Raw genomic sequence first — 26940 nt, forward strand, 5'->3', positions numbered from 1 at the left:
ATTCCTCGCTCTTTATTATTTATTAATGGCTTTTGCCGGTAAAAAATTATCGACTGGAGAAGGGGTAGTTTTCTCTATCGGAAACCAGCGTAGCGAATTTTTTACTGCACTATTACTGACGACGACATGATTTTTTCTAACCATATCGAGTAGTAAATAACGTGCTCGATAAATCCCGATATCAAGAGCCATCGCCAGTTGCCGCGTAGAAGGCCAGCTCGTCTGCGGTGGTAACCTATTGTTTGTTACTGGCGGTGCTAACTGTTGCAAAGCGATAAGTAACGCGTGTTGCAGCCGGAGGCTTTCTCTGCGTGTGGCCTTTAGCTCCGCCATTGTATTCGCTCCATGATCCCATCCACACCCAATGCCATTATGTGTCGCTGAATGTGGGAATGCGCCCCTCATGTGGTTCATTGTAGTGCAATTTTGTGCTTTGGCGATCTATAAAATCGCATATCAATATGATTTCAGTTTTTTATGTCGCAACGGGGTTTTTCACGATCGTATATTTTGATTTTTACCTCAAAAAAAAAGGTTGTTAGTTTTATATTGTTTTTTTATTTGGTTTTGATAAAAGAGCTCTCGGTTTTTGTTTTTTTTTGCAATAATTAATTTCAGAACGAGGGTGTCCTTTGTTCTTATTCTGGATCTGCATGCTGTTTTAACGTGAGTCGATTTTATCTCTTATTGAGTTATTGTTTTTTGCGTAATGGATTGTGCAGTCCGTGGTCCGGAAATAAAACTTTAATCATTAATTATCTTAGGAAATTTACAAATGAACCTGAATAAGACACTTCTGGCTGCCGTAATTGCATTTGGTTCGGCTTCTATGGCACATGCTGCTGACCAGGGTCACGGCAAAGTCACCTTCACCGGGTCTATTATCGATGCACCTTGCTCTATCGCACCGGAGTCTATCGATCAGACCGTTGACCTGGGGCAGATTTCTAATGCCACTCTGAAAGACAGTGGCCAGTCCACGCCAAGAAACTTTGATATCAAGCTGGAAGACTGCTCATTCGGCACGCCGGCTGCCAAGAACAAGGTACAAGTGACCTTCACCGGCATGGAATCTTTGGCGGGTAACGGTCTGCTGGGGATTACGGGTAATGCCAAGGGCGCTAGCATCGCTATCACCCAGAGTGATGGCCAGGTCATCACTCTGGGCCAGGCAACCAAAGAGCAGGCATTGCAGGACGGTAACAACACGCTGAGCTTCGCGGCTTACATGCAGGGTGATGGCGCGTCCGCGACCATTACTGAAGGTGACTTCCAGGCAGTGACTGACTTTACCCTGGCGTACAACTAAGCCCCTTTTATTCCCCTTATTTTAAATATTGGTGTGCCTGTGCATGCGGGTTTCCCGCATGCCTTTTTTATGCGAACCACCCAAAGGAATAATGGAAGATGCACATTAATAGCAAAACGTTAATCGTATTTTCCTGCCTGTTTTCCCCTGTATTATTTTCTGCGTATGCCGCCGGGGGTCTGGCGGGGTGGGGACGGGTAAATATGCAAGGAAGTATTATCGATACCGCCTGCGCTATTGCAGTGGACAGCCGTGAACAAAGTATCGATATGGGGGTTATTCCCGTGGCCGATATTATTCGTGATGGTCAGGGCCGCAGAAAGCCCTTTTCAATTGGCCTCGTGAATTGTGTGCTTGAACGCCAGGGTAAAGAGGACTGGAAACAATTCCAGGTGACCTTCGACGGCGACAACGAAGGGGACTTGTTTGGTGTTCGTGGCGGCGCTTCAGGTGTAGGGCTGCAAATTTCTGATGGCTCGGGAAATATTGCGTCACCCGGAAAGGTCTTGCCGCTTGTGGGTATTATCCCCGGCAGCATGCAATTGAATTACTCCCTGAAACTGGTGGCGAATAATCACGCATTGAAGCCCGGCGATTATTTTTCGTCAATTCGTTTCAAACTGGATTATTTCTGAAGGTCTCGCGCACTGAGTCGGAAACGATTATTTAAAATAAAAAGGTAAGGATATGGGATTGTCACCAACAGGAAAACTGGTTCGGCTCCAGGCCGTGGGGTTGTGCGTCTCGCTAGCGCTGGGCACGCCGATGACCGTGGTCTACGCGGCAGACGACATTCAGTTCAATACGGATGTGCTGGACGTCAACGACCGAAAAAATATCGACCTGAGCCAGTTTTCCAGTGGTGGTTACATCATGCCAGGCACCTACGGCATGGTGGTGCATATCAACAAGAATGACCTGCCTGAGCAGCAAGTGCCTTTTTATGCCCCGAAGGATGACCCGAACGGCAGCCGGGCCTGTATCAGCAAAGCGCTGGCGAATGAGCTGGGGTTCAAGGAAGGCGTGCTCAAGGATCTGACCTGGTGGCATGGCGGCGAGTGCCTGGATGAGCGCAGCGTGCCGGGGATGGAAGTGCGGGGGGATTTGGCCACCAACGGCCTGTATCTCAATATCCCGCAGGCCTTCCTGGAGTATAGCGACGAGAACTGGGACCCGCCGTCACGCTGGGACGAGGGCATTCCGGGGTTGCTGTTTGACTACAACGCCAATGCCCGCAGCCAGCGTCAGCAGCAAGGCGGCAGCAGTACACAGACCCTGAGTGGCAACGGCACGGCTGGGGCGAACCTGGGGGCCTGGCGCCTGCGGGCGGACTGGCAGGCGAACCTCGACCACCAGACCGGAGAGGGGCAATCGACCCGTAAGCAACTGGACTGGAGCCGGTATTACGCCTACCGGGCGGTGCCGTCGCTGCGTTCGAAGATGACGCTGGGGGAGAGCTACCTGGATTCGGGCATGTTCGACAGCTTCCGCTTTACCGGCGCGAGCCTGATATCGGACGACAACATGCTGCCGCCGAACTTGCGCGGGTATGCCCCGGAAGTGGTGGGTGTGGCGAAGACCAACGCCAGGGTGGCCATCAGCCAGCAGGGGCGGGTGCTGTACGAGACCACGGTGGCCTCGGGGCCGTTCCGTATTCAGGACATCAACGATGCGGTCAGCGGTGAGTTGAACGTGCGGGTGGAAGAACAGGACGGCAGCGTGCAGGAGTTTGTGGTGAACACCGCGAACATCCCGTACCTGACGCGGCCGGGGGCGGTGCGCTTCAAGCTGGCGGCGGGTAAGCCTTCGGACTGGCAGCATCATTCGCGCGGCCCGGTGTTCGGCACCGGCGAGTTCTCCTGGGGGATCAGTAACGGCTGGTCGCTGTACGGCGGTGCGCTGGCGGGCGGGGATTATAACGCGTTGTCACTGGGTATCGGGCGTGACCTGATGCTGTTGGGGGCATTGTCGTTCGACGCCACGCAGTCACGGGCGCGGTTACCGCAGGAAGGCGGCACGCTCAGTGGCGGATCTTATCGCCTGAGTTACTCGAAGAACTTTGACGAGTACGACAGCCAGGTGACCTTCGCCGGCTACCGCTTCTCTGAGCAGGACTTCATGAGCATGAGCGAGTATCTGGATGCGAAATACTACGGCACCCGGTCCGGCAACGGCAAGGAGATGTACACCGTCACCTTCAACAAGCACTTCCGTGACTGGGGGCTGAGCAGCTACATCAACTACAGCCACCAGACCTACTGGGATCGGCCGGCCAACGACCGTTACAACCTGACTGTGTCGCGTTATTTCGACGTGGGCCGGTTTAAGAACCTGAGCCTGTCGCTGTCGGCGTACCGTAATGAATATAACGGTACCAAAGACGACGGGGCTTACCTGTCGCTGTCGATGCCGTGGGGGAGCAATGCCACGGTGAGCTACAACACCACGGTGAACCGCAACGACACCACGCATCAGGTGGGGTACTCCGACCGGATTGATGAGCACAATACCTACCAGCTGCGCGCCGGCAGCTCTCGCAGCGGCGTGAACGTGAACGGGTATTACAACCATGAAGGCGATACGTCGCGCATGAGCGCCAATGCCAGCTACCAGGAGAACCGCTACAGCGCCGTCGGCATGTCGATGCAGGGCGGGATGACAATGACGGCGAACGGGGGAGCCCTGCACCGTGCCGGCATGGCGGGCGGCACCCGGATGCTGATTGATACCCAGGGCGTGCCGGACGTGCCGGTGCGCGGGTATGGCCGGACCAGCCGGACCAACGTCTGGGGCAAGGCGGTTATCGGGGATGTAAACAGCTACTACCGCAACAAGGCGAGCATCGATGTGAACAAGCTGGGTGACAACGCCGAAGCCACGAAATCGGTGGTGCAGGCGACGCTGACCGAAGGCGCCATTGGTTACCGGCAATTCGACGTGATTGCCGGTGCCAAGGCGATGGCGGTGATTAAACTGGCCGACGGCAGCGAGCCACCGTTTGGCGCCACGGTGATGAATGCGCGCAAACAGGAGACCGGCCTGGTCAACGACGGCGGCAGCGTCTACCTGAGCGGCATTAACGCCGGTGACCGCATGACGGTGCACTGGGGTGGGGGGGCGCAGTGCGAGGTGCGGATGCCGGCACTGCTACCGGCGGACATGCTGATGAATACGTTGCTGTTGCCGTGTCATCCGCTGAGTGCCGTAACCCCAGAGCCTGACGGAGATAAACCCAAGGCGTGACAACACAAGCCTGTGCCGCTGAATGGCGAGAGCGGCATGCGGTTTTACCTAACACATTTCAGAGGCCCTGAGGCCGGGAAAGAGACAATGCGAAACGACTTAGTGAAAACGACCCTCCCTTCACGCTGCAGCACCGGCACGACCGCGTTGCTGACCGTCGCCCTGCTGGGCAGCATGGCGGCCCAGCAGGCCCAGGCGGCGATAGCCCTGGACCGCACCCGGATCATCTTCGACGGCAGCCAACAGTCGGTGAGCCTGAACGTCAGCAACCAGAACAAACAGTTGCCGTACCTGGCACAGGGCTGGATTGAAGACGAACAGGGCAACAAAATCCAGAGCCCCCTCACGGTGCTGCCCCCGGTGCAGCGCATCGAGCCCGGCAAGCCGAGCCAGGTAAAAATCCAGGCGCTGCCGGTGGTGAAGACGCTGCCGCAGGACCGCGAGACGATTTATTACTTCAACCTGCGGGAAATCCCGCCGAAGAGCACCAAGCCGAACACGCTGCAAATCGCGCTGCAGTCGCGCATCAAGCTGTTCTACCGCCCGACGAGCATTGCGATGGACAAGAACGCGCCGCCACCGCAGGAGCAACTGACCCTGAGCAAGCAGGGCGACAAGTACGTGGTCAATAATCCCACACCGTATTACGTCACTCTGGTAGATGCCGCGGCGAAAAAAGACGGCTCGGGCATCAAAAGCTTCGAACCGATGATGGTGCCACCAAAAGGTAACCTGCCGCTGACGGTGAGTGTGGCAGCGGTGGGCAACAGCCCGGTGCTGACCTACGTCAACGACTACGGCGGCCGACCGCAGCTGAGTTTCAGCTGCAACGGCAGCACCTGCAACGTGATGCCGGCGAAGAAGGCGTAGCAAAACAGTATCGGGTGGTGCCGGGCACCGGCGACGCGAAGGGAGACAGGATATGGGCATAACACGCGAGACAGGCAGACACCGGCAGGGCCCGCGCAGGGCGACCGAGCTGAAGTACTACGCCACGCTGGGCGGGCTGGCGCTGATGGCTCCGCTGACGTTGGGCGCGATACTGTGGCTGCTGCCACCGGCGCAGGCGGCGGTGAACAATTGGGATGTCGACGGTGCCAACGGCACCTTGTACGTGCACGGTGCACTGACGGAAAGCGCCTGTCGGCTGGATATGACCAGCGCCCATCAGGATGTTGCGTTGGGTGAGGTGGGAACGGGGCGTTTGCAGACGATTGGCGCCCGCGGCGAGCCGGTCCTGGTCGAACTGCGATTAACGGATTGCCTGCGTAGCCCGGCGGGCAGTCGCGACGTACGCACCGGCGGCCTGACCTGGGCGGACAATCAGCCGGCGGTGACGGTGAGCTTTAACGCCACCCGCGACGCCGATAACCTGCAGCTGGTGAAGGCGCAGGGCGTCTCGGGGCTGGGGCTGCGGCTGGAGAACGCGCAGGGTGACGATGTGCGCCTGGGCAGCCGGGGTAAACCGCTTTTGCTGACGCCGGGGCAGAATACGTTGAGCTACACCGTGACCCCGGAACGCACCCCCGCTCCCCTGATGGCGGGCAGCTATCGGGCCGTGGTGGATTTTCATCTGAGTTATGACTGAGGTGGGCAGGACAATGAAGGACACCCTGATACGGCGGCGGCATGCCTGGCAGACACTGGTTGCTTTACTGGCCGCGCTGCCGCTGCTGGCATTAGCCGCGTCCACGGCCACGGTCACGGTCAAGGTGACCGTGGTGGCGCCGCCGCCCTGCGTGATAAACGATGACCGCCCGATTGACGTGGAGTTCGGTGACGTGATGACCACCCGGGTGGACGGCGACAACTACAAAATGCCGGTGAATTACACGCTGTCATGCACCGGCGCGCCCTCTAATGCGATGAAGCTTCAGGTGAAGGGAACGGGGGCCGCGTTTGACGCCACGGTGCTGCAGACCAACAAGGCAGCGCTCGGTATCGAACTGCGCCAGGGCGACAGCAAGCTGGCCGTCAACGACTGGCTGAACTTCACCTATCCGAACATGCCTGAACTGTGGGCGGTGCCGGTGAAACAAACAGGCGCAACCCTGACGGGGGGCGAATTCAGCGCAGGGGCCACGATGGCCGTGGCTTACCAGTAACGGGAGCGGAACATGACCAGAACGATAAGCGTCCTGTTGCTGACCGGCGGCCTGATGGCGGGCATTGCCCCGGCACAGGCAACGGACGGTGAAGCGGACATGACGTTTCACGGCACCCTGATAGAGCCGCCGCCTTGCACCATCAACGACGGTAATCAGGTGGATGTCGACTTCGGCGAGCGGGTGGGTATCAACAAGGTGGACGGGGTGAACTACCGTCAGCCGTTGAATTACCAGATCACCTGCGACAAGGCCGTCGGCGGCAGTTGGGCACTGACGCTCAGCCTGAGCGGCAGTGTGGCCGGGTTCGACAGTGAGGCCTTGCTGACAGACAAGACCGACCTTGGCATCCGAGTGTACCAGAACGACACGCCCTTCACCCCGAACAGCACGCTGAAGATAAACCTGGACAGCCCGCCGCGTCTGGAGGCGGTGCCGATAAAACAAGCGGGTGCCACGCTGACCGAAGGGGCCTTTGAGGCCTGGGCCACGCTGCGTGCCGACTATGAATAAGGTGCACGAGATGAAAAGGAAATTGGGCAAACGTCAGCGTTCAGGACATCCCCGTTCCGGGGCCGCTGCCCTGCTGTTGGCACAGGCGCTGATTGCGATACCGCTGCCGATTCTGGCGGCGGATGACAACAACGTGCACCTGCACGGCGCCCTGGTGGCCGAGCCCTGTGTGATACCGCCGGGCGAGGAAGAAATCACGCTGGATTTTGGCACCATCATCGACAAGTACCTGTACCTGAACACGCGCACGTTGGGGCAGGCCTTCGAGATACACCTGGAAGAATGTGACCTGACGCTGGGCAAGACGGTCAGCGTGAGCTTTACGGGCACCGAAAGCAGCGCCTTGCCGGGCCTACTGGCCCTTGACGGCGGCAGTGCGGCCACGGGGATTGCCATTGGGCTTGAGACAGCGTCGGCCAAACCGCTGCCACTGAATCAGGTGAGTGATAAATCCCTGCTGCAGGAGGGGAGCAACATCATTGCTCTGAAGGCCTATGTGCAGGGCGAGCCGGGAGCCCTCAGTGACCAGAGTATCGAACGCGGCCCCTTCAGTGCGGTGGCGACCTTCCATCTGGAATATGAGTAATAACGTCAAACAGGCAGTGCGCTGAGCCCACTTATTGGCGGCGGCATGTTTATAGTTATTTTGCGACGTGTGAGGAGATATTTCATGCCCGATAGAGGGATGACTTTATTTTCTTCACCAAAAAGCGCTGGCATTTACGCAAGGCAAGCAAGCGACTGCATGAATTTTTTGATTTGGGTGGTTTTGAAACACACCCGGATAAAACGCAACGGGGGAAGATTGAACATGGCTTTGACTGGTTGGGACTATGGTATGCCCCCGAAGGGCCCCGGATAGCCCCGAGAGCAATAGAGAACCATCGGGCACATATTGCGCGGCTTTATGAGCAGGCATGTATGAGGAAACTGTCGAAGGCAGAGACCGACCTGCGTGTGCGGGAATATGAGACCCGATGGATGAATTAGGGCAAAACACCACTTATAAAACGTGAGCTGAATGCCTGCTGAACAAATTTTCACCCTAGGATGGCCCATGAACGCCCTTACCAAATTACTCCTCCTCGTTATACTCATCACGCCCGTAACCGCAGTTGCTGTCTTGCACCCAAACATCGTGAACCACCGGATCCTGTCTTGTCAGCCATATCCTCCGTACGCATGCGGCCTCAGTGTGGTTTATACCGCGGACCGCGTCGAACTCACTGAACAAACCCCCGCCGTGCCCCCATCCCCAAGCGCACAACTTCTGCTGATGGCCGTCATGATTCACTGTTTGGGCGGGAGTGGTCCCCTAGGCATGCCGTTTAACTACTGCTCGTTCGTGTCGGGGTACCATGCTCCCACTATCCGTAATTGTGTACTCAAGTCCCATTCGTCGTGGGAACTCACCCCCGAGTCCACGTGCACGCTCACCACTGGTACATGGACACATGGCGGGGCCGATACAGGGGGGGAGTGTGTCGTCTTTGTTCAGGCGGGGGGGTGGTCGGCGAACACCGCTCGAACTATATACGGCGAAATGAACGCAACTGCACTTGCCAATAGCGGCTCCGTCTATTGCCATAAACCCTTACCGCCAGACGCTATCTGTAATATCAACTTACCCCCGACGCTCGACCACGGCGTAATTAATACCAATGCTCACTCTATCGTTGGTATTGAAGGGACAGTAGACTGTGGTGCCAAACCCGTGATCACGATCCAGGGGGGCGGTAAAATCCAGCTCTCACCAGGCGTGACCGCCGATATTACAACACAAATGGACGGGACTGACCGTGTTCGCCTCACCTCGACACTTGATGCCCTCAATGCGGAGCCCGGGGATCACAGTGGGTCTGTTGTCGTCATTGCATCGCCTTACTAATCCCTGGTGTGCTATCCATTTGTCAAGGCTAGGGGCGCCTGACGTGGTAGGGGCCAACGGTCGGCCCCTCCTGCGTCACCGTGCATCCACCCCTTGGCGCTCTACTCCCTCAGGTAACAAATCTTCACACCGCGTAACCTCTTTGGTTCCTCCCAACTGCACCGACATTGTGATCTCTTCCCTTTGTTCAGTACCGGCGTAACGTAGTGTTTTCGGCCTTTCTTCTCCTAAAAAAAGAGGTCATCTGATATGAAAAAGACACGTTATACCGAAGAACAGATCGCGTTTGCCCTGAAATAGGCTGAAACCGGCACTCGCGTGGTGGAAGTGTGCAGAAAGATGGGAATTTCTGAACCCACTTTTTACAATAGGAAGAAGAAATTCGGTGACATGGGCGTAAGGGATATAGCCGAAACCCGTATTCGCTACGGCGTGCAGCGCATTCATATCCTGCTGCGCCGGGAAGGCTGGCTGATTAACCATAAGAAAACTCACCGTATTTATTGTCAGGAAGGGCTGAATCTACGGACAAAGCACCCCCGTCGACATGTCACAGCCAGGCACAGACGGGCGCGTCCGGCAGCGACGGCGGCCGATCAGTGCTGGAGCATGGATTTCGTGGCTGATAATCTATTCCGCTGGCGCCGGATCCGGGCGCTGACTGTAGTCGATAATTTTAGTCGGGAATGCCTGGCGATAGAAGTGGGACAGGGGCTGCGGGGTGACGACGTCGTTGCGGTAATGGCGCGGCTGAAGCAATTACAGCAGCGAGTCCCCGAACGGCTTCAGACCGACAATGGCAGCGAATTTATCTCAAAGGCGTTGGATAAATGTGCGTATGAAAATGGCGTCACGATGGACTTCTCCCGGCCGGGAAAACCGACGGACAGTGCGTTAATCGAATCCTTTACCGGTAGCTTCCGTGACGAGTGTCTGAACTTTCACTGGTTCCTGTCACTGGAAGATGCGCAGGAAAAGGTCGAGTGCTGGCGATAGGCATATAACCGCAAATACCCCATTCTCCATTAAATAACCAGACTCCGGAGGAATTTGTCCGAAGTCTGCAAAAAAGGCCGGATCTCTGATTTATCCTAGTGCTGATTTGGGGAAGAGATCAACCAGGTCGGGAGCTCAAAAAGTGCATGGAATTAAAACGGGTCTATTTACATTATGCTATGTTTTTATTTTCATAGTTATTATTGCAATAGTTATCTCTAGTGCAGCTGTTCTTACATTTGCACAATGGTCGGGTTGTCTGAGTTTTCAACCAGAAAGTACGGGCCTCCATAAACATGTGAAGGGAGCAAAGTAGTCGGTGTGGTTTACCTGAGAGTAAGGGGAATGCTGCTGGCTGACGCTGTTCACTCTGAAGTGAACGGTTATGTATAGTTTTAGATAACCATTCACCATGTAGTTTATTGATTTTTAATCATTTAAATTAAAAGTTACTACTGTGATCTGTTTTGCCATAAATCTTTTTCTGACCAGCGGTGAGTTGCAGGGGCTGAGTCAAAATTGTTCATGGCAATGTTTGTGTATAGCGAGGTGTATAAGATGGATTTTTATATTAAAAAATACAATTAATATCAATGTGATAATTTTGGTTTATCACTCCTGTGATCTCCGCCAACGCACTGTTTTCCGCACTTTCTTAAATTCAACGAAAGGTGCTCTGCATTTGGCCCGCATAAAAATTAAGACACCCGCGTTCGGTGTCTTTTTGCAGGTTTCGCCATCAAGTCAATAACGCATTGCGGGCAAACTATGACTGATAAACATTGCCTTCATGCATCTGCAACAGGTGGTTGTTTGCCTGTTCGCTAAGTTCTAACAGAGCAGGGAGCACATGCGCGGAAGCTTTGAGCCAGGCGCTGATTTGCACCCTGCTGCTTGTTGAGCTCTGTTCTCCATTCTCCAGCGATTCCGCCAGATACAATAAGCCATGACATAATCCTTCTGTGGATTCCTGAGCCACGGCGCTGAGATAATCGGGGGTTCCAATCCCGGCTACGGATTTTGCCGCAGCAAGAAGACTCTATCCCGGCGATAACGCGCAGGAAACAGGCTGGATAGATTTACAGGGATTTGTTGTAGAGATTGGAATCTGGCTCGCAATTTATTATTACCTTACGGACCTTATTATCTCCGACACCTGTACAGGGTGGGGCAATATTATCGGTAGGATAAACACCTTGCCCTGAGCGGTTAACATCTATTCCAGAGCGTTATTCTTCACGAGAATTTTTATTTAAATATTATCATCATGATAAATTTAACCCCCTCAGTGATTCCTGCCGAAATCATTTCAAGTGCAATCATAATTGGTTTTCCAGGGTAATAGAAAAACGTCTAATCTGTATTTAAGTAAACTACTACCGGAGCACATATGTTCGAGCCATGCTTTCCAGAGAATGAAGCCGAACGTCTGTCGGTTCTGAATTCGTTGAACGTATTGGACACGAATTCAGTGGAAAAATTGGACCGCATCACGCGGCTGGCCGCAAAATATTTTGGCGTCAGCATTGCGCTGATTTCTCTGATAGACCGTGATCGTCAGTGGTTTTTGTCGCGCTTTGGCCTGGATGCCAGGGAGACGCCACGCAATATTTCTTTCTGCGGGCACGCCATTTTGCAGCGAGAGACCCTGGTGGTGCCCGATACCGCCACCGACCCGCGTTTTTTCGATAACCCCCTGGTCACCGGCGGCCCAAAGATTGGGTTCTACGCCGGGCAACCCTTGCTCTCGCTGGATGGCCTGCCGCTGGGCACGCTGTGCATTATTGACAGCCGTCCTCAATCCTTTTCCCATGACAGGGCGCACGACTTACGGGATTTTGCCGCGGTAATCGAAGAACATCTGCATAGTGTTGAGCGGAATATTTATACCGAAAGCCTGAAATCTAACCTGCAGCGCACTGAAGCCATGTTTGAACAGACATTTTCTCAGGCGGCTGTGGGTATGGCCCTGGTCTCGCTGGAAGGGTATTGGTTGCGCGTCAACCCACGCATTTGCGAAATGCTGCAGTATTCTGAACGGGAATTGCTGGAGCGCACGTTCCAGGACATCACCCATCCGGACGATCTGCATATCGACCTTGGCCTGCTGAAACAGTTACTAGCCAACGAGATAGAAACCTATTCGATGGAAAAGCGTTATTACCGCGCAGATGGCTCAATTATTTGGGTTCAGCTTACGGTGGCCCTTAACCGCTTGCCGAATGGCAATCCCCACCATTTTATTTCGGTCATTGTGGATATCAGCGAGCGTAAAGCGGCTGAGGCCGATTTGTTCGCGTTGCAGCATGAGCTGGAAGAGCGGGTCGAACTCCGTACCCACGAGCTCAGCGTGGTCGTTAATAAACTCAATCTCGAAATTGACAGCAGAGTCCTTACCGAACATCAACTTAGCGCAGAGAAAGAACGTCTGCGCGCCATTACCGACAATATGCCGGCCCTGATCAGCCAGATTGACAACGAGGAACGTTATCTTTTCGCCAACAGCGCTTATAAGACCTGGTTTGGCCTGGATGAAGCGCGCCTCAAGGAAATGACGGTACGAGAGTTGATAGGAGAGGCTGCTTATGCGACGGCCAAACCTGTGATCGAAAGAGCGTTATACGGGGAAACCCTAAGCTTTGAGAATGAACTCCAGACGCGGCAAGGGTTATTGATGGTCCATACCACATTAGTGCCCTGTGAAACGCAGGGTTTCTATATTTTGTCTATGGACATCACCGAGCTTAAACGCTTGCAGCAGCGGCTGGAATACGATGTCACCCATGACATGTTGACAGGGTTAACCAACCGACGCGCTTTCCTGCGCCGGCTGGCCGGCACATTGCAGCTCTGTTGCCCCCAGCAGCAGATGGCGCTGTTGTTCATTGACCTTGATGGTTTCAAAACCATCAACGACACCTTCGGCCATGATTTTGGCGATCTGATCCTGAAGACTTTCGCCAAACTGCTCAGTGCCTGTGCCGGCACCAACAACAGTGCGTCGCGGTTAGCCGGGGATGAGTTTACGGTAATCCTGTGGCCGCTCATGCACCCGGAGCGGCAAGTCAGTGAGTTTTGCGAGAAGCTACTCACGGAGCTGGCGGCGATAACGCAAATTGGCAATCAGAAGGTGACCCTGTCCGCCAGCATCGGCGCCGCGATATCTTCAGACGGCAATATCAGCGCTGAAGCGTTACTGACCAAAGCCGATGACGCCATGTACCAGGCGAAGTCCGCAGGCAAAAAGACCTACACGATCCGCTAGTTGAATCGTCTTTATCGGCTTTGATGGGGGATTCCAGGCATGCTAAGACACCTCAGTAAAAACGAAGAGGAACGACAAGCCACGATCGATGCCCTGGAAGGGCTTGATACCAGCCATAATGACGCTATTCATAATGTGTTGGATCTGACGTGCCGGCTTCTGCAAGTGCCCGGCTGTTTTATCTGTCTCTACGGCTCAAAAAAAATCTGGATCAAGGCAAAAATCAATACCGAACTGCAGGATATCGATTTTAACAGCCCACTCTTCAACTTTGTCCGACATAGCGGTAAACCGCTGATCTGCAAGGATACCAAGCGGGACAAACGTTTCGCATCAGACCTGATGGTCACCGGCCCTGCCGCGATTCGTCACTATGTCGCCATGCCTATACGTACCCGCGAAGGCTATATTATCGGGGCGTTATGCATCACCGACAAACAACCGCGTTTTTTTTCGGCCGCCAGGGTCGGTTTGCTCAGTAATATGACCACCATCGTTATTGAGCTGATTGAGGCACAAAGTGAGATTGGTTTAGTCGACGCGGTAACGCGTTTCCCTAATCGCCAGAGGTTAATGAGAGAGATCGGCAATCTGTCGTCGGCCTCCGGTGAATATGCCTTGATTCTGCTCGATACGATCGACATTAAATACGCCTACGAAATGGCGCGCTCTTTCGGTCTCTCGGCCGTGGAGCTGGTGTTGATGGATATTGGGCATTTTCTAAAAGGCACCTTTCTTGGCGAACAACTTTTATACAGCATTTCCCCGGGACGTTTCGCCACCATTATCGATGCCCAAAAAATACACCCGGCAATAGGCATGCTGGAAACTTGTGCAGAGCGGATCCGCCATGAAGTGCGCGGTATCGTGCCGTTGAAACTGGAGCTGTATGCCGGCTACACCCTGTTCTCGGTCCAGGGCAGCAACCCGCAGGAGGTGTTGCGCGAAGCAACCAGCGCCTTGCATGACGCAATAGATGAGAGCCTGACCGTCTCGGCCTATAACGTCTCGAAGGATGCCATACGTAAATACAAATTCAATTTGCTCAATGAACTGGCGGAAAGTCTGAAACAAAGGGTCGGTTTGTATCTTGAGTATCAACCCAAAGTTGAGCTGATCTCGAAGCAGATTATTGGGGCGGAAGCGCTGCTGCGCTGGCAGCATCCGGTACTCGGGGCAATCCCCACCGGTGATTTTATTCGTCTCGCAGAGAACACGTCGCTGATCAAACCCCTCACCGAGTTTGTGATTTCACAGGCGACCCGCGAGGTCTTCAGGTTGCGTCAGGCAGGGGTCAATATACCCGTATCGATCAATGTCACCGCCGAAAATTTTGCCGAGAAAGACTTTTCGGGCAGGCTGGACGACGCACTCTGCCACTATAATCTGCAACCACAAGATATCGAGATCGAATGTCTGGAATCACAGCGGATCCTTGAAAGCGGTGAGGCGTTAGCCTGTTTGCAGACGCTCAAGGCCAGAGGTTACACCATTGCGCTGGATGACTTTGGCGCAGGCTACAGCAATCTAAACTACCTGCGGCATATCCCCGCCAACGTGATTAAGCTGGATGGATCTTTGATCAAAAACTTGAGAACGGACAACGAGAGCCGAATCGTGGTGCAAAGCATTATTGATATGTTACATAAGCTCAATTATGTCGTGTTGGCCGAAGGCGTAGAAGATCAAGAGTCACTGCACTACCTTGAGCAATATGGTTGCGATATCGCTCAGGGATTTTATTTCTCCCCTTCAGTCAGCCTGGAGAAACTGTGCGTGTTGCTTAATACCCACCCTCAGCGGGTAAAGATATCCTGACTGCATATACCCGGTTTTTCCAGGGTGCTGGCCGCTGGCCAGAGGGGTATGGTGCAGATGAATTTGAAAGTATAGGTTAATAATGCTAAAGTAATCTTCCCGGACAGCAGTGGCTTTTTGCATGCCCTGTCTGACCGGAAAATTTTCCCTGGTGTTGGCTATATTGGCTACCTGACCGTAACGGTCAGGTTTTTTTTACCAGAGCCTAACGAGGTTTATTATATACTGCGGGTTACAATATATAAGCTGTACTTAAGTCTAGGTTCTTTCCTCTAAAGGGTAAAGTCGGATCGCCACGGAGCGCGCATGTTTTCTACCCTCAATGAAAATCAAACCATAACGGGAACGCTTCGGGAGCATATCGACAGGAAGTTATCCCCACTCGGTAGCCCGGCATACGCCTACACGGTTGTCAGGAAGAATAATCCGTCAGATGTGCTTATTATCTCCAGTTACCCGGACGAATGGGTGGATCTCTACCGCGCCAATAATTTCCAGCTTACAGACCCGGTGATACTGACTGCGTTCAAACGCGCCTCGCCTTTTGCATGGGGCGAAAATATTACCCTGATGTCAGATAAAATATTTTCCCTCTCCAGGCGATACCACATCGTTAACGGTTTCACTTTTGTATTGCATGACCCTATGAACAACCTGGCGCTGTTGTCTGTCATCATCGGCAGCAACGGACAAGGGGCGTTGGAAAAGCGGCTCTCGTCCGATCGCGGCGCTCTGCAGATGTTACTGATCGATTTTAATGAACAGATGTATCGTCTCGCCGGGTCGGTCTCCTCCGGTATAAGCGAGCATCATGCGGGTGTTTGCAAACCCATTTTCACCCCACGGGAGAATGAGGTGCTGTATTGGTCCAGCATGGGGAAAACCTATGGAGAGATTGCTGCCATTGCGGGTATTTCCGTGAGTACGGTGAAGTTCCACATGGGTAATATTGTGGTGAAACTGGGCGTCGGCAACGCCCGCCAGGCTATCCGATTGGGCGCTGAGTTGGGGCTTATTACACCGGCAGCGACAGCGGCCAGGTGATAAGGAGGTCCCTCTACCATGCCTATCTAAGGCTGTTCTGGCTTTACCCTGCGGATGGGCAGGTCTCCGCCAATTGCGTCAGCCCCTCACTTTCCTGTTTAAATGACACCTTATTCACTCCGCCGCTGTTATCCAGCGTGACCACAAAAATGCTGTCGAAGTCGCTGCCCGGCCATTTGGGCACCTGATTGGCATCACCACCGCGTGCGGCAACGATGCTTTTCACCACCTTGTCGAGGTTCTTGTGTTCCCAAACGATGAAAATGCGCGAGTTTTGGTATTTATCGCTGAGCAGCGCTTGTTCAAGCCCGGCGATGTCGTCGGCGTGGAACTGAATGTTGATGGGTAACTCTGCACGCACGGCGGTGGGCATAATGGTCGACAAAGCGCGCAGCGAACTGCCGCTTTTGTTCTCCTTCGGCCCGGCAGCAAAGATAAAGTCCGGCTTGCCGTAGCGGCCCAGCAGCACCTGCGGTAATGCCAGTGCGCGGTTCAACCCCTTGCAGGTCAGTTGGCCGCTGTTGTTGGCGGGTTTCTCCCCGTGCCGGACGAAGATCAGCGTTTCCTGCGCTTGTGCGCTTTGGCTGCACAGCCACAATGCCGCCAAACAGCCCAGTATGTTGTGGCCTATCTTGTTGCGCATCTTTACCCTCAACCTTCATGCAATGGTTCGTTGATTTTCTTGCGCTTTGCCTCGCATAACTCGTTATCATAACCGGCGTAACAAATAGGGCCGGCCGCCATATCGACGCTGACGAGTCGCCTCTGGGATAATTAAATACTGACCTAAGGAAGGATTTACAATGAAAAATATTTTCTTTTTTGACGCGATGCTGACACCGAAAATCATCACCGCCGTTTACTGGCTTTGCCTGCTGGGCATTCTTGTTAGCGGCATTGGGGCGATGTTCTACGGGGAGTTCTTCCGTGGCCTGCTCGGGATTATTCTCGGCGGCGTGTTTACCCGCGTCTGTTTTGAAATGATCATCATTGCATTCAAAAACAACGAATACCTGCGCAAAATCGCCGAAAAGCCGTAATTTAGTTGAAAATGCCGGGCCATGCCCGGCATTTTTTCATTCGCCCAGCGTTATCGCCAGCCGCTCCCTTATTAATTCAATAAAATTCTCCGGCAGTGTTTTAGCCGTTGGCTCCCGTAGCGCCTGGCTCCATACCGGCTCGGGGAAATGCGAGTCGTCGAGGTAACGTGGGATGATATGCCAATGCAAATGCGGCAACGCGGTACCCAAGCTGGCGATGTTTATCTTCGCCGGCGTCAGCAATTGCCGCAACTGCGCTTCAACCTGAGCCACCACGGCCATGATGCTGTTGCGTTGGTCGTCACGCAAATCGCTCAGTTCCTCGATATGCTCATGCCATACCACTCGGCACCAGCCCGGGAAAGGGCTGTCGGCAATGAAAATGGCCCGGCACAGCGGGTTTTGCCACAGCAGGATTTCATTGGTTGGATGGCAGTAAACGCAGGATTCATTATTCATTTTTATTCTCCCGCTGCGGTTTTGGGCGCAGCGAAGCCCCGCCGCGCATGAGCGCAGCATGGATTCTGTATGAAAGAGAGCGGAACCGCAGCTCCGCCGGAGATTACGCGTTAATAACCGACTGGCGGCGCACCAGGCTGGGAGCGAATAAAAACTCCTCCACCGGCAATTCAGGGTTTTCCAGTCGACCCATCAGCCGATCGACAATTTTCACCGCCATCTCGCGCAGCGGCGGCGCCACTGAGCTGAGCGCCGGGTTAAACAGTTCGGACAGAAACATGTTATCGATGCCGACAACCGAAATATCTTCCGGTACCCGCACGCCGAGCCGCTGGAAGGCGGAAATCATGCCGATGGCCAACATGTCGTTCAGCGCTACAATGCCGTCCGGCCGGGTTGCACTCTGGTAAATCTGCTCGGCCAGCGTCTTGCCTAACTCGGCCATTTCAGCATCGCCGTAGGCAAACTGCGCCTTGCCTTCGATCACCCAAACCGGCAGCCCTGCGCCTTCCAGTGCCTGCCGGTAACCGGCAATTTTGTTGGCGCGGCTGCTGGTCATGCCGGATGCGGTAGCGAAGGCGATACGGTGGCAACCCTGGGCGATCAGATGCTGTGCCGCCATGCTGCCGGCAGCGCAATTATCCATCGACACGCTGTCGACCGGCAGTGCCGCCTCGCCTGGCGCCGCCAGGGTGCGTTCGTCATAGTTAATCATCACCAGGCCGCGTTTAAGGGCATCGCGAAAATGGGGGCGATCATAAAACGTGGAGGCTACCACTACGCCGCGAATGCCTAACGCCAGCAGATCGTCGAGAAAACGGATCTCTTCTGCCTGTTGGCGATGGGTATCGCCCAGCAGCACCTGATAGCCATAGTTTTGCTTTGCCGCCAACTCAATCTCGCGCACCAGCGCAGCAAAGCTGGGATTGACGATAGACGGTACCAGCAGGCCAAGCATTTTGACCTGCCCGGTTTTAAGCTGCTGTGCGGCGCGGTTTGGCTGGTATTGCAGCGCCGCCATCGCCTGTTCAATACGGGCCAGCGTATCCTTGCGCATCTGATCGACTCGTCCGTTCAGCACGTTGGATACCGTACTGACCGACACCCCGGCATGACGCGCCACATCACGTATATTCGCCATCACATTCCCGTTTTCATTAACCCATTGCCCCGACTTTATCACGCGGCCGAAAGTGAGTCACAGACCCTTAGGGCGCGAGTTGACCGCCGTTGACGTCGATAATTTGCCCGGTGATATATCCGCTGCAGTTATGCGATGCCAGGAACAGGTAGGCGGGTGCCACCTCTTCGCTGCGGCCAAAGCGGCCCATCGGAATGGAAGCGCGCATTTTTCCCAGCACTTCGTCGCTCTTGCCGTGATGGAAAGCGGTGTCGATGCTGCCCGGTGACACGATATTGAAACGGATATTGTCTTGGGTGAACTCCTTCACCCAGTTGCGGTGAATATTGTGCAACCAGGCTTTGGCGCTGGCATACAGACCGGCGCCGATGCCGCCGCCTTCGCGTGCAGCAATTGAGCCGGTGCTGATGACGCTGGCGGTCGTCCCGTTCTCGCGAGCCGAAGCGCGTAGGTATGGGATAGCGAATTTGGTCACCATCAGCGCCGAGCGGCAGTTCAGGTCCATCACCCGATCAAAGAATTCGTCGTCTATTGCTTCCAGCCCGTTGCGACCGCCCAGCCCACCGGCGTTGTTGATCAATATATCTATGCCGCCGAAGCGTGCGACAAAGGCTTCCACCAATTCCTCACAGCCGGCAGAGCGCGATAAGTCGGCCGAGAAGAACGCGCATTCACCGGGGAAGGTGCCGATTTCTGCCGGCGGCTCGCTGCGCATGCCGTTAATTCCCACCTTGGCACCATGTTGGGCGAACAGTGCGGCGGTTGCCAGCCCGATACCGGCGCTGGAGCCGGTGATCAATACGCGTTTGTCGGTTAAATCAGAGAACATGATATGACTCCTTGCTTGAGAAAATCAGTAACCCAGCCGCGTCGGCAGCCAGGTGGTGAGCGCCGGGAACAGCGCGATAACGATGATGCCGAACAGGACGATCATCAGGTATTTGGCCATAGGTTTAATCACGTCCTGCATCGGCACGCCGCAGATGGCACAGGTGGTGTACAAACCCAGGCCGATCGGCGGTGAAAACAGGCCGAACCCCATTGCCAGAATCATCACAATGGCGTAGTGCAGCGCGTTGAAGCCGAGCTGAGTGGCTATGGGTACCAGAATTGGTGCAAAGATAATCAGCGCCGGAGCCCCCTCCAGTACCGCGCCGAAGATAATCAGAATGACTATCGACAACAGCAAGAACAGCCACGGACCGTAGTCTGCGCCGATGGCAACCAGCAGTTGCGCGCATTGCTGCGGGATCATCTCTATGGTCAGGGCGAAGGACAAACTGGTGGCGCAGGCGACGATAAACAGCAGCATGCCGGACAGCGCGGCGGTGTCGACAAACAGCTTCAGGGTGGCTTTAAATGTCAGCTCACCAAAGGCCAGTCGACCTACCACGATGGCGTAGACCACGGCAAAGGCTGAGATCTCCGTAGAGGTGGCGATACCGGCTACCACACCCTTGCCGATCATCAAAATCATGACCAGGCCGACGGCGGCACCGATCAGCAGTTGGCGCGTCGGCATCCGTACCGGGTAGGCATCATCCACGTTGATGCGCTTGCCAAATATCACAGCGGCAACCAGCAGTAATACCAGCAGGCACAGCGCTGGGATCAGTCCGGCGATAAACAGCGCACCAATCGAAATGTTGGCGATAAAGCCCATTACGATCAGATTTACGCAAGGGGGAATGGTCTCCGCCATAATGGCTGAAGCGGCGAATACCCCGGCAGACTCTTCGGCAGGTTGGCGAGCCCGGCGTACCGCCGGCATCAACACACCGCCGACCGTGGCGACGTCCGCCAGCTTGGAGCCGGAAATGCCGGAGAAAAACGCCATTGATAGAATCGTCGTCATGTTCAGGCCGCCGCGGTAGCGCCCCATTCCGCGCACGATCAGCTCAACTAGCCGTGACGACATGCCGTTGACTTCCATCACCGCGCCAGCCAGCAGAAAGAACGGGATCGCCAGCAGCACGAAATGGTCGACACCGGCGGTGACCTGTTGGGCAAAGAACACGAACGGCAGTGACGGATCGCTGAGGAAAAACACCATGGCCGAGATGCCGAGGGTAAAGGCGATCGGCACGCCGGAGATAATGCCCAGAATAAAGCAGGCCAGCATCAGCGCGGCGGGCAGCGAGCCAAGCCCGTTTGCGGTATGCAGGCTAAGGTAGCCCGCAGCACCCAACAGCGCGACGGCGGCGGCGCTGGTTAACACTACTTTCAGCGGTGCCCGGCAAGCGTGGTCGAGTGCGCTGACCAACATCACCGCCGCACCGATAAATACCGGCACCACAAAAATGGCCTGCGGCAGGCCGTGTTCGGTGGTCTGCTGTAGCGAAATACCGACCAGGCTAAAACTGGATACTGTCAGCCCCAATGCCACCAACACCAAAACCCAGCGGCTGGCATGGACTACATATGGCCGGGTGGCTGCCGGTAGCCAGCGCAGAAACAGATCGACGCCGATGTGTCTGCCGCGCCCGGTGGAGGTGGCGACGCCAAAGAATACCAGCGTCACCATCAGCGCACGCGCCACTTCTTCCGCCCATTCGATCGGGCTATGCAGCGCATAGCGCCAAACGACCGAAGCGAATACCACCACCACGTTCACCAGCAATGCCAGTGCGCCGCCCCAGGCGGTAAAGCGGGTCAGGCTGCGGCTTAACTGCGTCAGGATGGCCACTTTTTTCACGCTCATTTCAAGGGTTACAGGAAGGGTCATAGCAAGTCCTCCGCCAGTAGCGCGTTACGGCTGCGCCGCGGCATGAATGGCATCCAGCACCGCTTTGGCCTGTGGATATTTAGCGGTAAACGCCGCCTGTAGCGGCAGGGTTTGTCGGCGGAAATAGTCGCGGTCGGTTTCGCTGAAAATCACGCCGGCGGCTTTCAGTTTTTCCATGGCCTGAATTTCTTTTTCCGCCGCAATTTTGCGTTCATAAAGGGTGGCTTCGTTGGCTGCGGCCAGCACCTCGGCGCGCAGGTCTTGCGGAATACGCTGGAACGCCGCCTGGCTGATGGTAGCGACTATCGGATTGTAGATATGGCGGGTCAGCGTGGCATTTTTGGCGATCTCGTAATACTTGCTGGTGTAAACCGTGGCGGCATCGTGCTCCACGCCGTCGATCACTCCCATCTGCAGTGCGGAGTAAACTTCACCGCCGGGCATCGGGATCGCCGTGGCGCCCATACTTTTCAGCGTGGCGATGAAATTGGGTGCCGGCAGCACGCGCACCTTCATCCGGTTGAGATCCTGCGGCGACTGAAGCGGCTTTTTACTGTAAATGTTGCGCGCCCCCAGGCTGAAACCGTAACCCAGTACCTTGATGTTGCTTTGTTTGGCCAGCATGGCGCTCAGCAGTTGGCCTGCCTGGCCGTCGAGCGCCTGACCCAACTGTTGGTTGTCGTTAAACAGATAGCCCAGATCGAGCACACCTATTTCGGGCACCAGCGTGCCCCAGATGGAAGTGCCGGAGATCATCATATCGATCGCGCCGATACGCACCTGCTGCACCGCATCGGCTTCTTTTCCGAGCATGCCGTTAGGGAAATAGTTGAGGGCGATTTTGCCTGGTAGACGCTGCTCCAAATTCTGCTTGAAGCGGTTGAACCAGATGGCGTGTGCGGAGTAGCCATCGTCGGGTAACGATGAATAAACCCGCAGGCTGACTTCGGCGGCGTTGGCGTGCAGCGGCAGGGTAAACAGCACAAATAACAACGTGATAAACAGGCGCGGCGTTAAGCGACATGTCATTGATTTCATGAGCCTGGCTCCCGATCGCAGACGGCCTGCGATGCTGGTGGTGAAGATGACTCCCCTGCTGGGCAATGCGGTAGGGACAGGGGGAACGGTGGCGATACTTTGTGTCTGCTCTTTAACTGTAACGTTTTAGTGTATCGTTACAGAAAACCTACAAAGATTCGGTTTGCAGATCAATTTTTATCCGTGGAAAAGGTCGGGAAATGCGCATTCTGTGAGCCACTTCTAAAAATAGGCCGGTAGAGATTGGCGAACGCCGGACTGCCCCTAAGCCCTTTTAGCACCTATAATCGCTGCTGGATAACCGTGAATTCAGGGGTGAGCATGCCGTCCAGGGCGATAATCAAAGGGATCAAACGGCTGACGGTTGTGGTCGTCACGGTTGTATTCACGTTGCTTGCAGTGCGGGTTTACGACACCCAACGCGGCCCGGCGTTGGAGCCGTGGCACACTTTTGTGCCGCACGAGTTGGCTGCCGCCGAGTTGGATAAGGCTGACTGGCAAGCGTACCTGGCCGCCGAAAACCGGGTGTTCGACGAGGTGAAGGCCAACGTCACCGACAAGCTTTCCGCCAGCGAGCGCATTCCGCTTAACCGCTATTTCGACGGCAGCCCTGTGTATCCGCCGCATTTCGCTCAGGACTGGAACCGCTCCTATGAGCTGCTGCCGCAGGGCGAACCGCGTGGCGCGGTGGTGTTGCTGCACGGCCTGACCGATTCCCCTTACAGCCTGCGGCATATCGCCGAAAACTACCGGCAGCGCGGTTTTGTGGCCGTCGGCATTCGCCTGCCGGCGCACGGTACGGTACCGGGTGCGTTGACCGATATCGAATGGCGCGATTGGCTGGCGGCGACGCGGTTGGCGGTACGCGAGGCACGCAGTAAAGTCGGGGGCGACAAGCCGCTGCATATCGTGGGCTTTTCCAACGGCGGTGCGCTGGCGATGAAATATGCGCTGGACGCGCTGGAAGACCCGAAACTGGCGGCACCGCAGCGGCTGATTCTGATTTCGCCGATGATCGGCGTCACCAGCTTTGCCCGTTTCGCCGGCATCGCCGGTTGGCCGGCGGTATTCCCGGCGTTTGCCAAAGCGGCGTGGTTAGGGGTGCTGCCGGAGTTTAATCCGTTTAAATACAACTCGTTTCCGGTGAATGGTGCGCGCCAGTCTTATCTGCTCAGCAATAGCCTGCAACAGCAAATCGCCCGTGCGGCGCGTGACGGCAAGCTGGGCGCATTGCCGCCGGTGCTGACCTTCCAGTCGGTGATGGATTCCACCGTCAGCACCCGGGCGGTGATCCGTGCCTTATACAACGAATTGCCGGCGAACGGCAGCGAACTGGTGCTGTTTGACGTCAATCGTACAATCAACTTCGGGCCGCTGCTGCGGCCAAACGCGGCGGCGGCGGTTAGCCAGTTGTTGCCCGCACCCCCGCGCCGTTACCAGACGACGGTAATCGCCAATGCTTCACCGGAAAGCAGTGAGGCGATTGCCCGCATAACGGCCGCCGGTGAAACCACGGAAACCGTGCAGCCGCTGGGGATGACTTACCCGGCGGATATTTATTCGCTGTCGCATGTGGCGTTGCCGTTCCCGGTGAGCGATTCGCTGTATGGGCGTTTCCCGGTGCAGCGCGATGAGTTCGGCATTAGCCTGGGCACTATCGCTGCGCGCGGCGAACGGTCGGTGTTGGTGGTCGATCTCGATTCGTTGATGCGTATCGCTTCCAACCCGTTCTTCCCCTACCTGCTGCAGCGCATCGACAACAAACTTTAGGCGAAGCCCAGAATGCTGAACGCATCGTCTTGCGGGTAGTAGCCGAGCAGGCGGCTGGTCTCTTCCAGCGACAGCCGCTTATAGCGGTTGTTGGAGACGCCGTGCACCACCGCATGGTGCACGCCTTCAATACGGACGCAGCGGTCCAGCAGATCGGCGGCGTCGCGGTGGCTGAGAAAAGCGCTCATGTCACGGGCGCTTAGCTGCTCGCCGGCTTCGAGCGTGGTGAAGTTGGCGATGCGTACCGACAGCGCGGAAAGCCCTTCCTGATAGGCAAAATAGGCGGCGATGCCTTCGCCGAACGCTTTGCTGACGCCGTACAGGTTTTTCGGTTTGGGGGCGTCTTCCGGCCGTATCTGATAATCCAGCGGATAACCTTCCACAGCCTGCGCGCTGCTGGCGAATACCACGCGTTTGCAGCCGGCGTCTTTCGCCGCACGGAAAATATTGTAGGTGCCGAGGATATTGTTATCCTTCAAAGAGTTGCAAAAATCGGCGTCGGGGGAGGGGTCGGCGGCCAGGTGCAGCACGGTATCGATATTGGCGCAGGCCGCACGGCAGGCTTCGAGATTGGCAATGTCGAAGCTGATCACTTCATCGCCGGGGTGCAGGCCGGTCAGCAAGTTGATGTCCCTTTCCGCCAGCCGCAGTTGATAGCGATCGCCCACCGATTGACGGAATGCCGTGGCGACCCGCCCGCCCGCGCCGGTAATCAAAATTCGTCCAAACTCAGTACGCAATGTCATGATCGCAACTGTCCATAAAGTAAATTACGCGGTGATCAGTAATAATCCCCCGCGTGACTTTTGTCCAGCATTCAATTAGCCGCCCTGATGTTTTATGTTGCCAGAGGGCATTTTTTTCCGATGAGATCGCTCAGGAAAGTCATCACCGTGCGGATGGCGGTGGAACGCGCCAGATCGGGGTAGGTGACCAGCCATAACTCGCGCGTTGGCGGCGCTATCGATGTCGGCAAGGCAACCAGCGCCGGGTCGTCATCAGCGACAAACGTCGGCAATACCACCGCACCCAGCCCCGAACGGGCGGCTTCTTGCAGAGAGAACAGATCGCTGGCCTGAAATACCACCGGGCGGCCTTGCAACAGCTGCAGCAGCCACTGTTGGTGCGGCTGGTTGCTGTAGTGATGGTCGTAGGCGATAAAGGCCCGCGCCGCTTCCGGCAGGGCGGCGTGCTGCGGAGTAGCGTACAACCTGTAGCGCATCATGCCGATGCGCTGCACCAGCAAATCCGGCTGCTGTGGCCGCACCATGCGCACCGCCACTTCGGCGTCGCCGCGATCCAGTTCGGCGATGGAGGCTTCGCCGGAGAGTATCAGCGTAATATGCGGAAAAGCCTGGTGAAACTCGGCGATATGGGGTGCGATGACCCGTGCGGCGATCGACGGCGGCGCGCTGATACGCACCTGGGCCTGCGGCGTTTCACCGGCGCTGCGGGCATGGCGAGCAATGGCGTGACTTTGATTTTCGATCTCTGCCGCCAGCCCGGCCACCCTTTGGCCGTCCGGGGTCAGCGGTGTGCTGCGCGGCAATCGGAGGATCAGCCGCAGCCCGAGCGCCTTCTCCAGCGCCGCCACCCGCCGGCCGACCGTCGCGTGGTCACAGCCCAATTCCCTTGCTGCCGCCGACAATGAACCGGTGCGTGCCAGCACCACAAAGTGTTTTAAATCCTGCCAATCGAACATCAGTGAATTCCTGCACAGTATTGCCGCGATTTTATGGAATATTCACACAGAGTGGGTTGTGATTCAATGCCGTAATCTCTTCAGCTAAATTGAATTATTCAATTAGGATATCTTATGTATTTGCAGTTGCGGGATCGTATCGCGCTGGTCACCGGTGCCAGCGAAGGCATTGGTGCCGGTATGGTTCGGGTTCTGGCGGCGCAGGGGGTCACCGTGGTGGCGACCGCCCGCCGTGAGGAACGTTTGTTGGCTCTGGCCGATGAGGTTGAACGAAGCGGCGGCACGCGGCCCTATGCGATCGCGGCGGACATCACCGACGCGGCGGCGCTCGACAGCATGCTGGCGCAGGCGGCACGCCTGGCCGGGACGATTGATATCCTGATTAATGCGGTCGGCGGCGCTCGTCCGACCGCGTTGAGCGAAGGTGACGCCGGTTGGGAAGAGGCCTTTGCCCTGAACTTTACGCCGGCCCGCCGGGTGACCCACGCGCTGTTGCCCGGCATGCAAGCGCAAGGCTGGGGGCGAATCATCAACATCAGCGGCTCGATGGAACCGCGCAGCCTGAATGCCGCCACCGCCGCCAAGGGCGCACTGCACCTGTGGGCCAAGGGGCTGGCAAGCGAGCTGGCGGCGCAGGGCATTACCGTCAATACGCTGCAACCCGGGCGGATTAACAGCGAACAGGTGCGCGAAAAACTGCATCCGACCGAAGCCGCGCGCCAGGCGTTCATCAAGCAAAACATCCCGATCGGCTACTTTGGCGAGCCGGAGGACATGGCTTACCTGGCGGCGTTTCTTTGTTCCCCGCTGGCGCGCTATATCACCGGCGCCGTGATCCCGGTAGACGGCGGCATGCACTATTTCGCCCACTGAGGCCGTTTTGT

General features: G+C 55.9%; 23 protein-coding genes and 1 pseudogene. 15 read left to right on the plus strand and 9 right to left on the minus strand.

Annotation, left to right across the window (positions count from 1 at the left end; translation table 11 throughout):
• Nucleotides 1–15: 15 nt before the first annotated feature.
• The gene (locus ACTJJ1_RS22830; protein WP_440835459.1) at nt 16–333 is read right to left on the minus strand and encodes a hypothetical protein; all 318 of its coding nucleotides are present in this window, start codon (nt 331–333) and stop codon (nt 16–18) included.
• A 442-nt stretch (nt 334–775) separates the two neighbouring features.
• Here ACTJJ1_RS22830 and ACTJJ1_RS22835 point away from each other — a divergent pair, with 442 nt between their 5' ends.
• The 12 genes and pseudogenes from ACTJJ1_RS22835 (at nt 776) to ACTJJ1_RS22890 (ending at nt 16181) form a co-directional block, all read left to right on the plus strand.
• Nucleotides 776–1309 (plus strand): fimbrial protein, encoded by a 534-nt coding sequence (locus ACTJJ1_RS22835; RefSeq protein WP_440835461.1) that lies wholly within the window; start codon nt 776–778, stop codon nt 1307–1309.
• 98 nt (nt 1310–1407) lie between these two features.
• Nucleotides 1408–1944: a fimbrial protein gene (locus ACTJJ1_RS22840; protein WP_440835463.1), complete on the plus strand. Its 537-nt coding sequence runs from the start codon at nt 1408–1410 to the stop codon at nt 1942–1944.
• 52 nt (nt 1945–1996) lie between these two features.
• Nucleotides 1997–4552 (plus strand): outer membrane usher protein, encoded by a 2556-nt coding sequence (locus ACTJJ1_RS22845; protein WP_440835465.1) that lies wholly within the window; start codon nt 1997–1999, stop codon nt 4550–4552.
• 87 nt (nt 4553–4639) lie between these two features.
• The gene (locus ACTJJ1_RS22850; RefSeq protein ID WP_440835467.1) at nt 4640–5422 is read left to right on the plus strand and encodes a fimbria/pilus periplasmic chaperone; all 783 of its coding nucleotides are present in this window, start codon (nt 4640–4642) and stop codon (nt 5420–5422) included.
• 52 nt (nt 5423–5474) lie between these two features.
• Nucleotides 5475–6140: a fimbrial protein gene (locus tag ACTJJ1_RS22855; RefSeq protein ID WP_440835469.1), complete on the plus strand. Its 666-nt coding sequence runs from the start codon at nt 5475–5477 to the stop codon at nt 6138–6140.
• 13 nt (nt 6141–6153) lie between these two features.
• Nucleotides 6154–6657: a fimbrial protein gene (locus tag ACTJJ1_RS22860; RefSeq protein ID WP_440835575.1), complete on the plus strand. Its 504-nt coding sequence runs from the start codon at nt 6154–6156 to the stop codon at nt 6655–6657.
• Between the two features lie 12 nt (nt 6658–6669).
• Nucleotides 6670–7170 carry a fimbrial protein gene (locus ACTJJ1_RS22865; RefSeq protein ID WP_440835471.1) on the plus strand — a complete coding sequence of 167 codons (501 nt, stop codon included), beginning with the start codon at nt 6670–6672 and terminating at the stop codon, nt 7168–7170.
• 10 nt (nt 7171–7180) lie between these two features.
• Nucleotides 7181–7756 carry a fimbrial protein gene (locus tag ACTJJ1_RS22870; protein ID WP_440835473.1) on the plus strand — a complete coding sequence of 192 codons (576 nt, stop codon included), beginning with the start codon at nt 7181–7183 and terminating at the stop codon, nt 7754–7756.
• Nucleotides 7757–9307: 1551 nt separating this feature from the next.
• Nucleotides 9308–10143, plus strand: a pseudogene (locus ACTJJ1_RS22875) (IS3 family transposase).
• A gap of 1301 nt (nt 10144–11444) precedes the next feature.
• On the plus strand, nt 11445–13319 hold the full coding sequence (locus ACTJJ1_RS22880) for a diguanylate cyclase domain-containing protein (protein WP_440835475.1): 1875 nt from the start codon (nt 11445–11447) through the stop codon (nt 13317–13319).
• A 39-nt stretch (nt 13320–13358) separates the two neighbouring features.
• Nucleotides 13359–15137 carry an EAL domain-containing protein gene (locus tag ACTJJ1_RS22885; protein ID WP_440835477.1) on the plus strand — a complete coding sequence of 593 codons (1779 nt, stop codon included), beginning with the start codon at nt 13359–13361 and terminating at the stop codon, nt 15135–15137.
• Between the two features lie 306 nt (nt 15138–15443).
• Nucleotides 15444–16181: a helix-turn-helix transcriptional regulator gene (locus tag ACTJJ1_RS22890; RefSeq protein WP_421414713.1), complete on the plus strand. Its 738-nt coding sequence runs from the start codon at nt 15444–15446 to the stop codon at nt 16179–16181.
• Nucleotides 16182–16224: 43 nt separating this feature from the next.
• Here ACTJJ1_RS22890 and ACTJJ1_RS22895 read toward each other — a convergent pair whose 3' ends face one another.
• On the minus strand, nt 16225–16824 hold the full coding sequence (locus ACTJJ1_RS22895) for a histidine phosphatase family protein (RefSeq protein ID WP_440835479.1): 600 nt from the start codon (nt 16822–16824) through the stop codon (nt 16225–16227).
• A gap of 160 nt (nt 16825–16984) precedes the next feature.
• Here ACTJJ1_RS22895 and ACTJJ1_RS22900 point away from each other — a divergent pair, with 160 nt between their 5' ends.
• Nucleotides 16985–17221 carry a DUF4282 domain-containing protein gene (locus ACTJJ1_RS22900; RefSeq protein ID WP_004950762.1) on the plus strand — a complete coding sequence of 79 codons (237 nt, stop codon included), beginning with the start codon at nt 16985–16987 and terminating at the stop codon, nt 17219–17221.
• A gap of 36 nt (nt 17222–17257) precedes the next feature.
• Here the strand turns inward: ACTJJ1_RS22900 and ACTJJ1_RS22905 are convergent, their stop codons facing one another.
• The 5 genes from ACTJJ1_RS22905 to ACTJJ1_RS22925 form a co-directional block, all read right to left on the minus strand.
• Complete coding sequence (locus ACTJJ1_RS22905) at nt 17258–17680, minus strand: HIT family protein (protein ID WP_073440178.1); 423 nt, start codon at nt 17678–17680, stop codon at nt 17258–17260.
• A 103-nt stretch (nt 17681–17783) separates the two neighbouring features.
• Nucleotides 17784–18821, minus strand: a complete 1038-nt coding sequence (locus ACTJJ1_RS22910; RefSeq protein WP_440835482.1) for a LacI family DNA-binding transcriptional regulator — start codon at nt 18819–18821, stop codon at nt 17784–17786.
• A gap of 67 nt (nt 18822–18888) precedes the next feature.
• Nucleotides 18889–19650 carry an SDR family NAD(P)-dependent oxidoreductase gene (locus ACTJJ1_RS22915; protein ID WP_346826662.1) on the minus strand — a complete coding sequence of 254 codons (762 nt, stop codon included), beginning with the start codon at nt 19648–19650 and terminating at the stop codon, nt 18889–18891.
• Between the two features lie 24 nt (nt 19651–19674).
• Nucleotides 19675–21546, minus strand: coding sequence for a TRAP transporter large permease (locus ACTJJ1_RS22920; RefSeq protein ID WP_440835485.1), 1872 nt, complete (start codon nt 21544–21546; stop codon nt 19675–19677).
• 24 nt (nt 21547–21570) lie between these two features.
• Nucleotides 21571–22584: a TRAP transporter substrate-binding protein gene (locus ACTJJ1_RS22925; RefSeq protein ID WP_440835487.1), complete on the minus strand. Its 1014-nt coding sequence runs from the start codon at nt 22582–22584 to the stop codon at nt 21571–21573.
• A 321-nt stretch (nt 22585–22905) separates the two neighbouring features.
• Here ACTJJ1_RS22925 and ACTJJ1_RS22930 point away from each other — a divergent pair, with 321 nt between their 5' ends.
• The gene (locus ACTJJ1_RS22930) at nt 22906–24354 is read left to right on the plus strand and encodes an alpha/beta hydrolase (protein WP_440835489.1); all 1449 of its coding nucleotides are present in this window, start codon (nt 22906–22908) and stop codon (nt 24352–24354) included.
• Here the strand turns inward: ACTJJ1_RS22930 and ACTJJ1_RS22935 are convergent.
• Together ACTJJ1_RS22935 and ACTJJ1_RS22940 are read right to left on the minus strand one after the other, a co-directional pair.
• Complete coding sequence (locus tag ACTJJ1_RS22935) at nt 24351–25100, minus strand: NAD-dependent epimerase/dehydratase family protein (RefSeq protein WP_004950777.1); 750 nt, start codon at nt 25098–25100, stop codon at nt 24351–24353. The genes ACTJJ1_RS22930 and ACTJJ1_RS22935 overlap by 4 nt on opposite strands.
• 92 nt (nt 25101–25192) lie before the next feature.
• Nucleotides 25193–26056 (minus strand): LysR family transcriptional regulator, encoded by an 864-nt coding sequence (locus ACTJJ1_RS22940; protein ID WP_202291032.1) that lies wholly within the window; start codon nt 26054–26056, stop codon nt 25193–25195.
• Between the two features lie 114 nt (nt 26057–26170).
• On the opposite strand from ACTJJ1_RS22940, the gene ACTJJ1_RS22945 reads away from it, so the two are divergent.
• The gene (locus ACTJJ1_RS22945; protein WP_440835492.1) at nt 26171–26929 is read left to right on the plus strand and encodes an SDR family NAD(P)-dependent oxidoreductase; all 759 of its coding nucleotides are present in this window, start codon (nt 26171–26173) and stop codon (nt 26927–26929) included.
• Nucleotides 26930–26940: the final 11 nt, after the last annotated feature.

Source organism: Serratia sp. 22264, from assembly GCF_052045345.1.
GTDB classification, from domain to species: Bacteria; Pseudomonadota; Gammaproteobacteria; order Enterobacterales; family Enterobacteriaceae; genus Serratia; species Serratia plymuthica.

Coding starts and splice junctions, on each gene's coding strand:
- ACTJJ1_RS22830 (WP_440835459.1), bottom strand. CDS start 333: ATGGCGGAGCTAAAGGCCACACGCAGAGAAAGCCTCCGGCTGCAACAC.
- ACTJJ1_RS22835 (WP_440835461.1), top strand. CDS start 776: ATGAACCTGAATAAGACACTTCTGGCTGCCGTAATTGCATTTGGTTCG.
- ACTJJ1_RS22840 (WP_440835463.1), top strand. CDS start 1,408: ATGCACATTAATAGCAAAACGTTAATCGTATTTTCCTGCCTGTTTTCC.
- ACTJJ1_RS22845 (WP_440835465.1), top strand. CDS start 1,997: ATGGGATTGTCACCAACAGGAAAACTGGTTCGGCTCCAGGCCGTGGGG.
- ACTJJ1_RS22850 (WP_440835467.1), top strand. CDS start 4,640: ATGCGAAACGACTTAGTGAAAACGACCCTCCCTTCACGCTGCAGCACC.
- ACTJJ1_RS22855 (WP_440835469.1), top strand. CDS start 5,475: ATGGGCATAACACGCGAGACAGGCAGACACCGGCAGGGCCCGCGCAGG.
- ACTJJ1_RS22860 (WP_440835575.1), top strand. CDS start 6,154: ATGAAGGACACCCTGATACGGCGGCGGCATGCCTGGCAGACACTGGTT.
- ACTJJ1_RS22865 (WP_440835471.1), top strand. CDS start 6,670: ATGACCAGAACGATAAGCGTCCTGTTGCTGACCGGCGGCCTGATGGCG.
- ACTJJ1_RS22870 (WP_440835473.1), top strand. CDS start 7,181: ATGAAAAGGAAATTGGGCAAACGTCAGCGTTCAGGACATCCCCGTTCC.
- ACTJJ1_RS22880 (WP_440835475.1), top strand. CDS start 11,445: ATGTTCGAGCCATGCTTTCCAGAGAATGAAGCCGAACGTCTGTCGGTT.
- ACTJJ1_RS22885 (WP_440835477.1), top strand. CDS start 13,359: ATGCTAAGACACCTCAGTAAAAACGAAGAGGAACGACAAGCCACGATC.
- ACTJJ1_RS22890 (WP_421414713.1), top strand. CDS start 15,444: ATGTTTTCTACCCTCAATGAAAATCAAACCATAACGGGAACGCTTCGG.
- ACTJJ1_RS22895 (WP_440835479.1), bottom strand. CDS start 16,824: ATGCGCAACAAGATAGGCCACAACATACTGGGCTGTTTGGCGGCATTG.
- ACTJJ1_RS22900 (WP_004950762.1), top strand. CDS start 16,985: ATGAAAAATATTTTCTTTTTTGACGCGATGCTGACACCGAAAATCATC.
- ACTJJ1_RS22905 (WP_073440178.1), bottom strand. CDS start 17,680: ATGAATAATGAATCCTGCGTTTACTGCCATCCAACCAATGAAATCCTG.
- ACTJJ1_RS22910 (WP_440835482.1), bottom strand. CDS start 18,821: ATGGCGAATATACGTGATGTGGCGCGTCATGCCGGGGTGTCGGTCAGT.
- ACTJJ1_RS22915 (WP_346826662.1), bottom strand. CDS start 19,650: ATGTTCTCTGATTTAACCGACAAACGCGTATTGATCACCGGCTCCAGC.
- ACTJJ1_RS22920 (WP_440835485.1), bottom strand. CDS start 21,546: ATGACCCTTCCTGTAACCCTTGAAATGAGCGTGAAAAAAGTGGCCATC.
- ACTJJ1_RS22925 (WP_440835487.1), bottom strand. CDS start 22,584: ATGAAATCAATGACATGTCGCTTAACGCCGCGCCTGTTTATCACGTTG.
- ACTJJ1_RS22930 (WP_440835489.1), top strand. CDS start 22,906: ATGCCGTCCAGGGCGATAATCAAAGGGATCAAACGGCTGACGGTTGTG.
- ACTJJ1_RS22935 (WP_004950777.1), bottom strand. CDS start 25,100: ATGACATTGCGTACTGAGTTTGGACGAATTTTGATTACCGGCGCGGGC.
- ACTJJ1_RS22940 (WP_202291032.1), bottom strand. CDS start 26,056: ATGTTCGATTGGCAGGATTTAAAACACTTTGTGGTGCTGGCACGCACC.
- ACTJJ1_RS22945 (WP_440835492.1), top strand. CDS start 26,171: ATGTATTTGCAGTTGCGGGATCGTATCGCGCTGGTCACCGGTGCCAGC.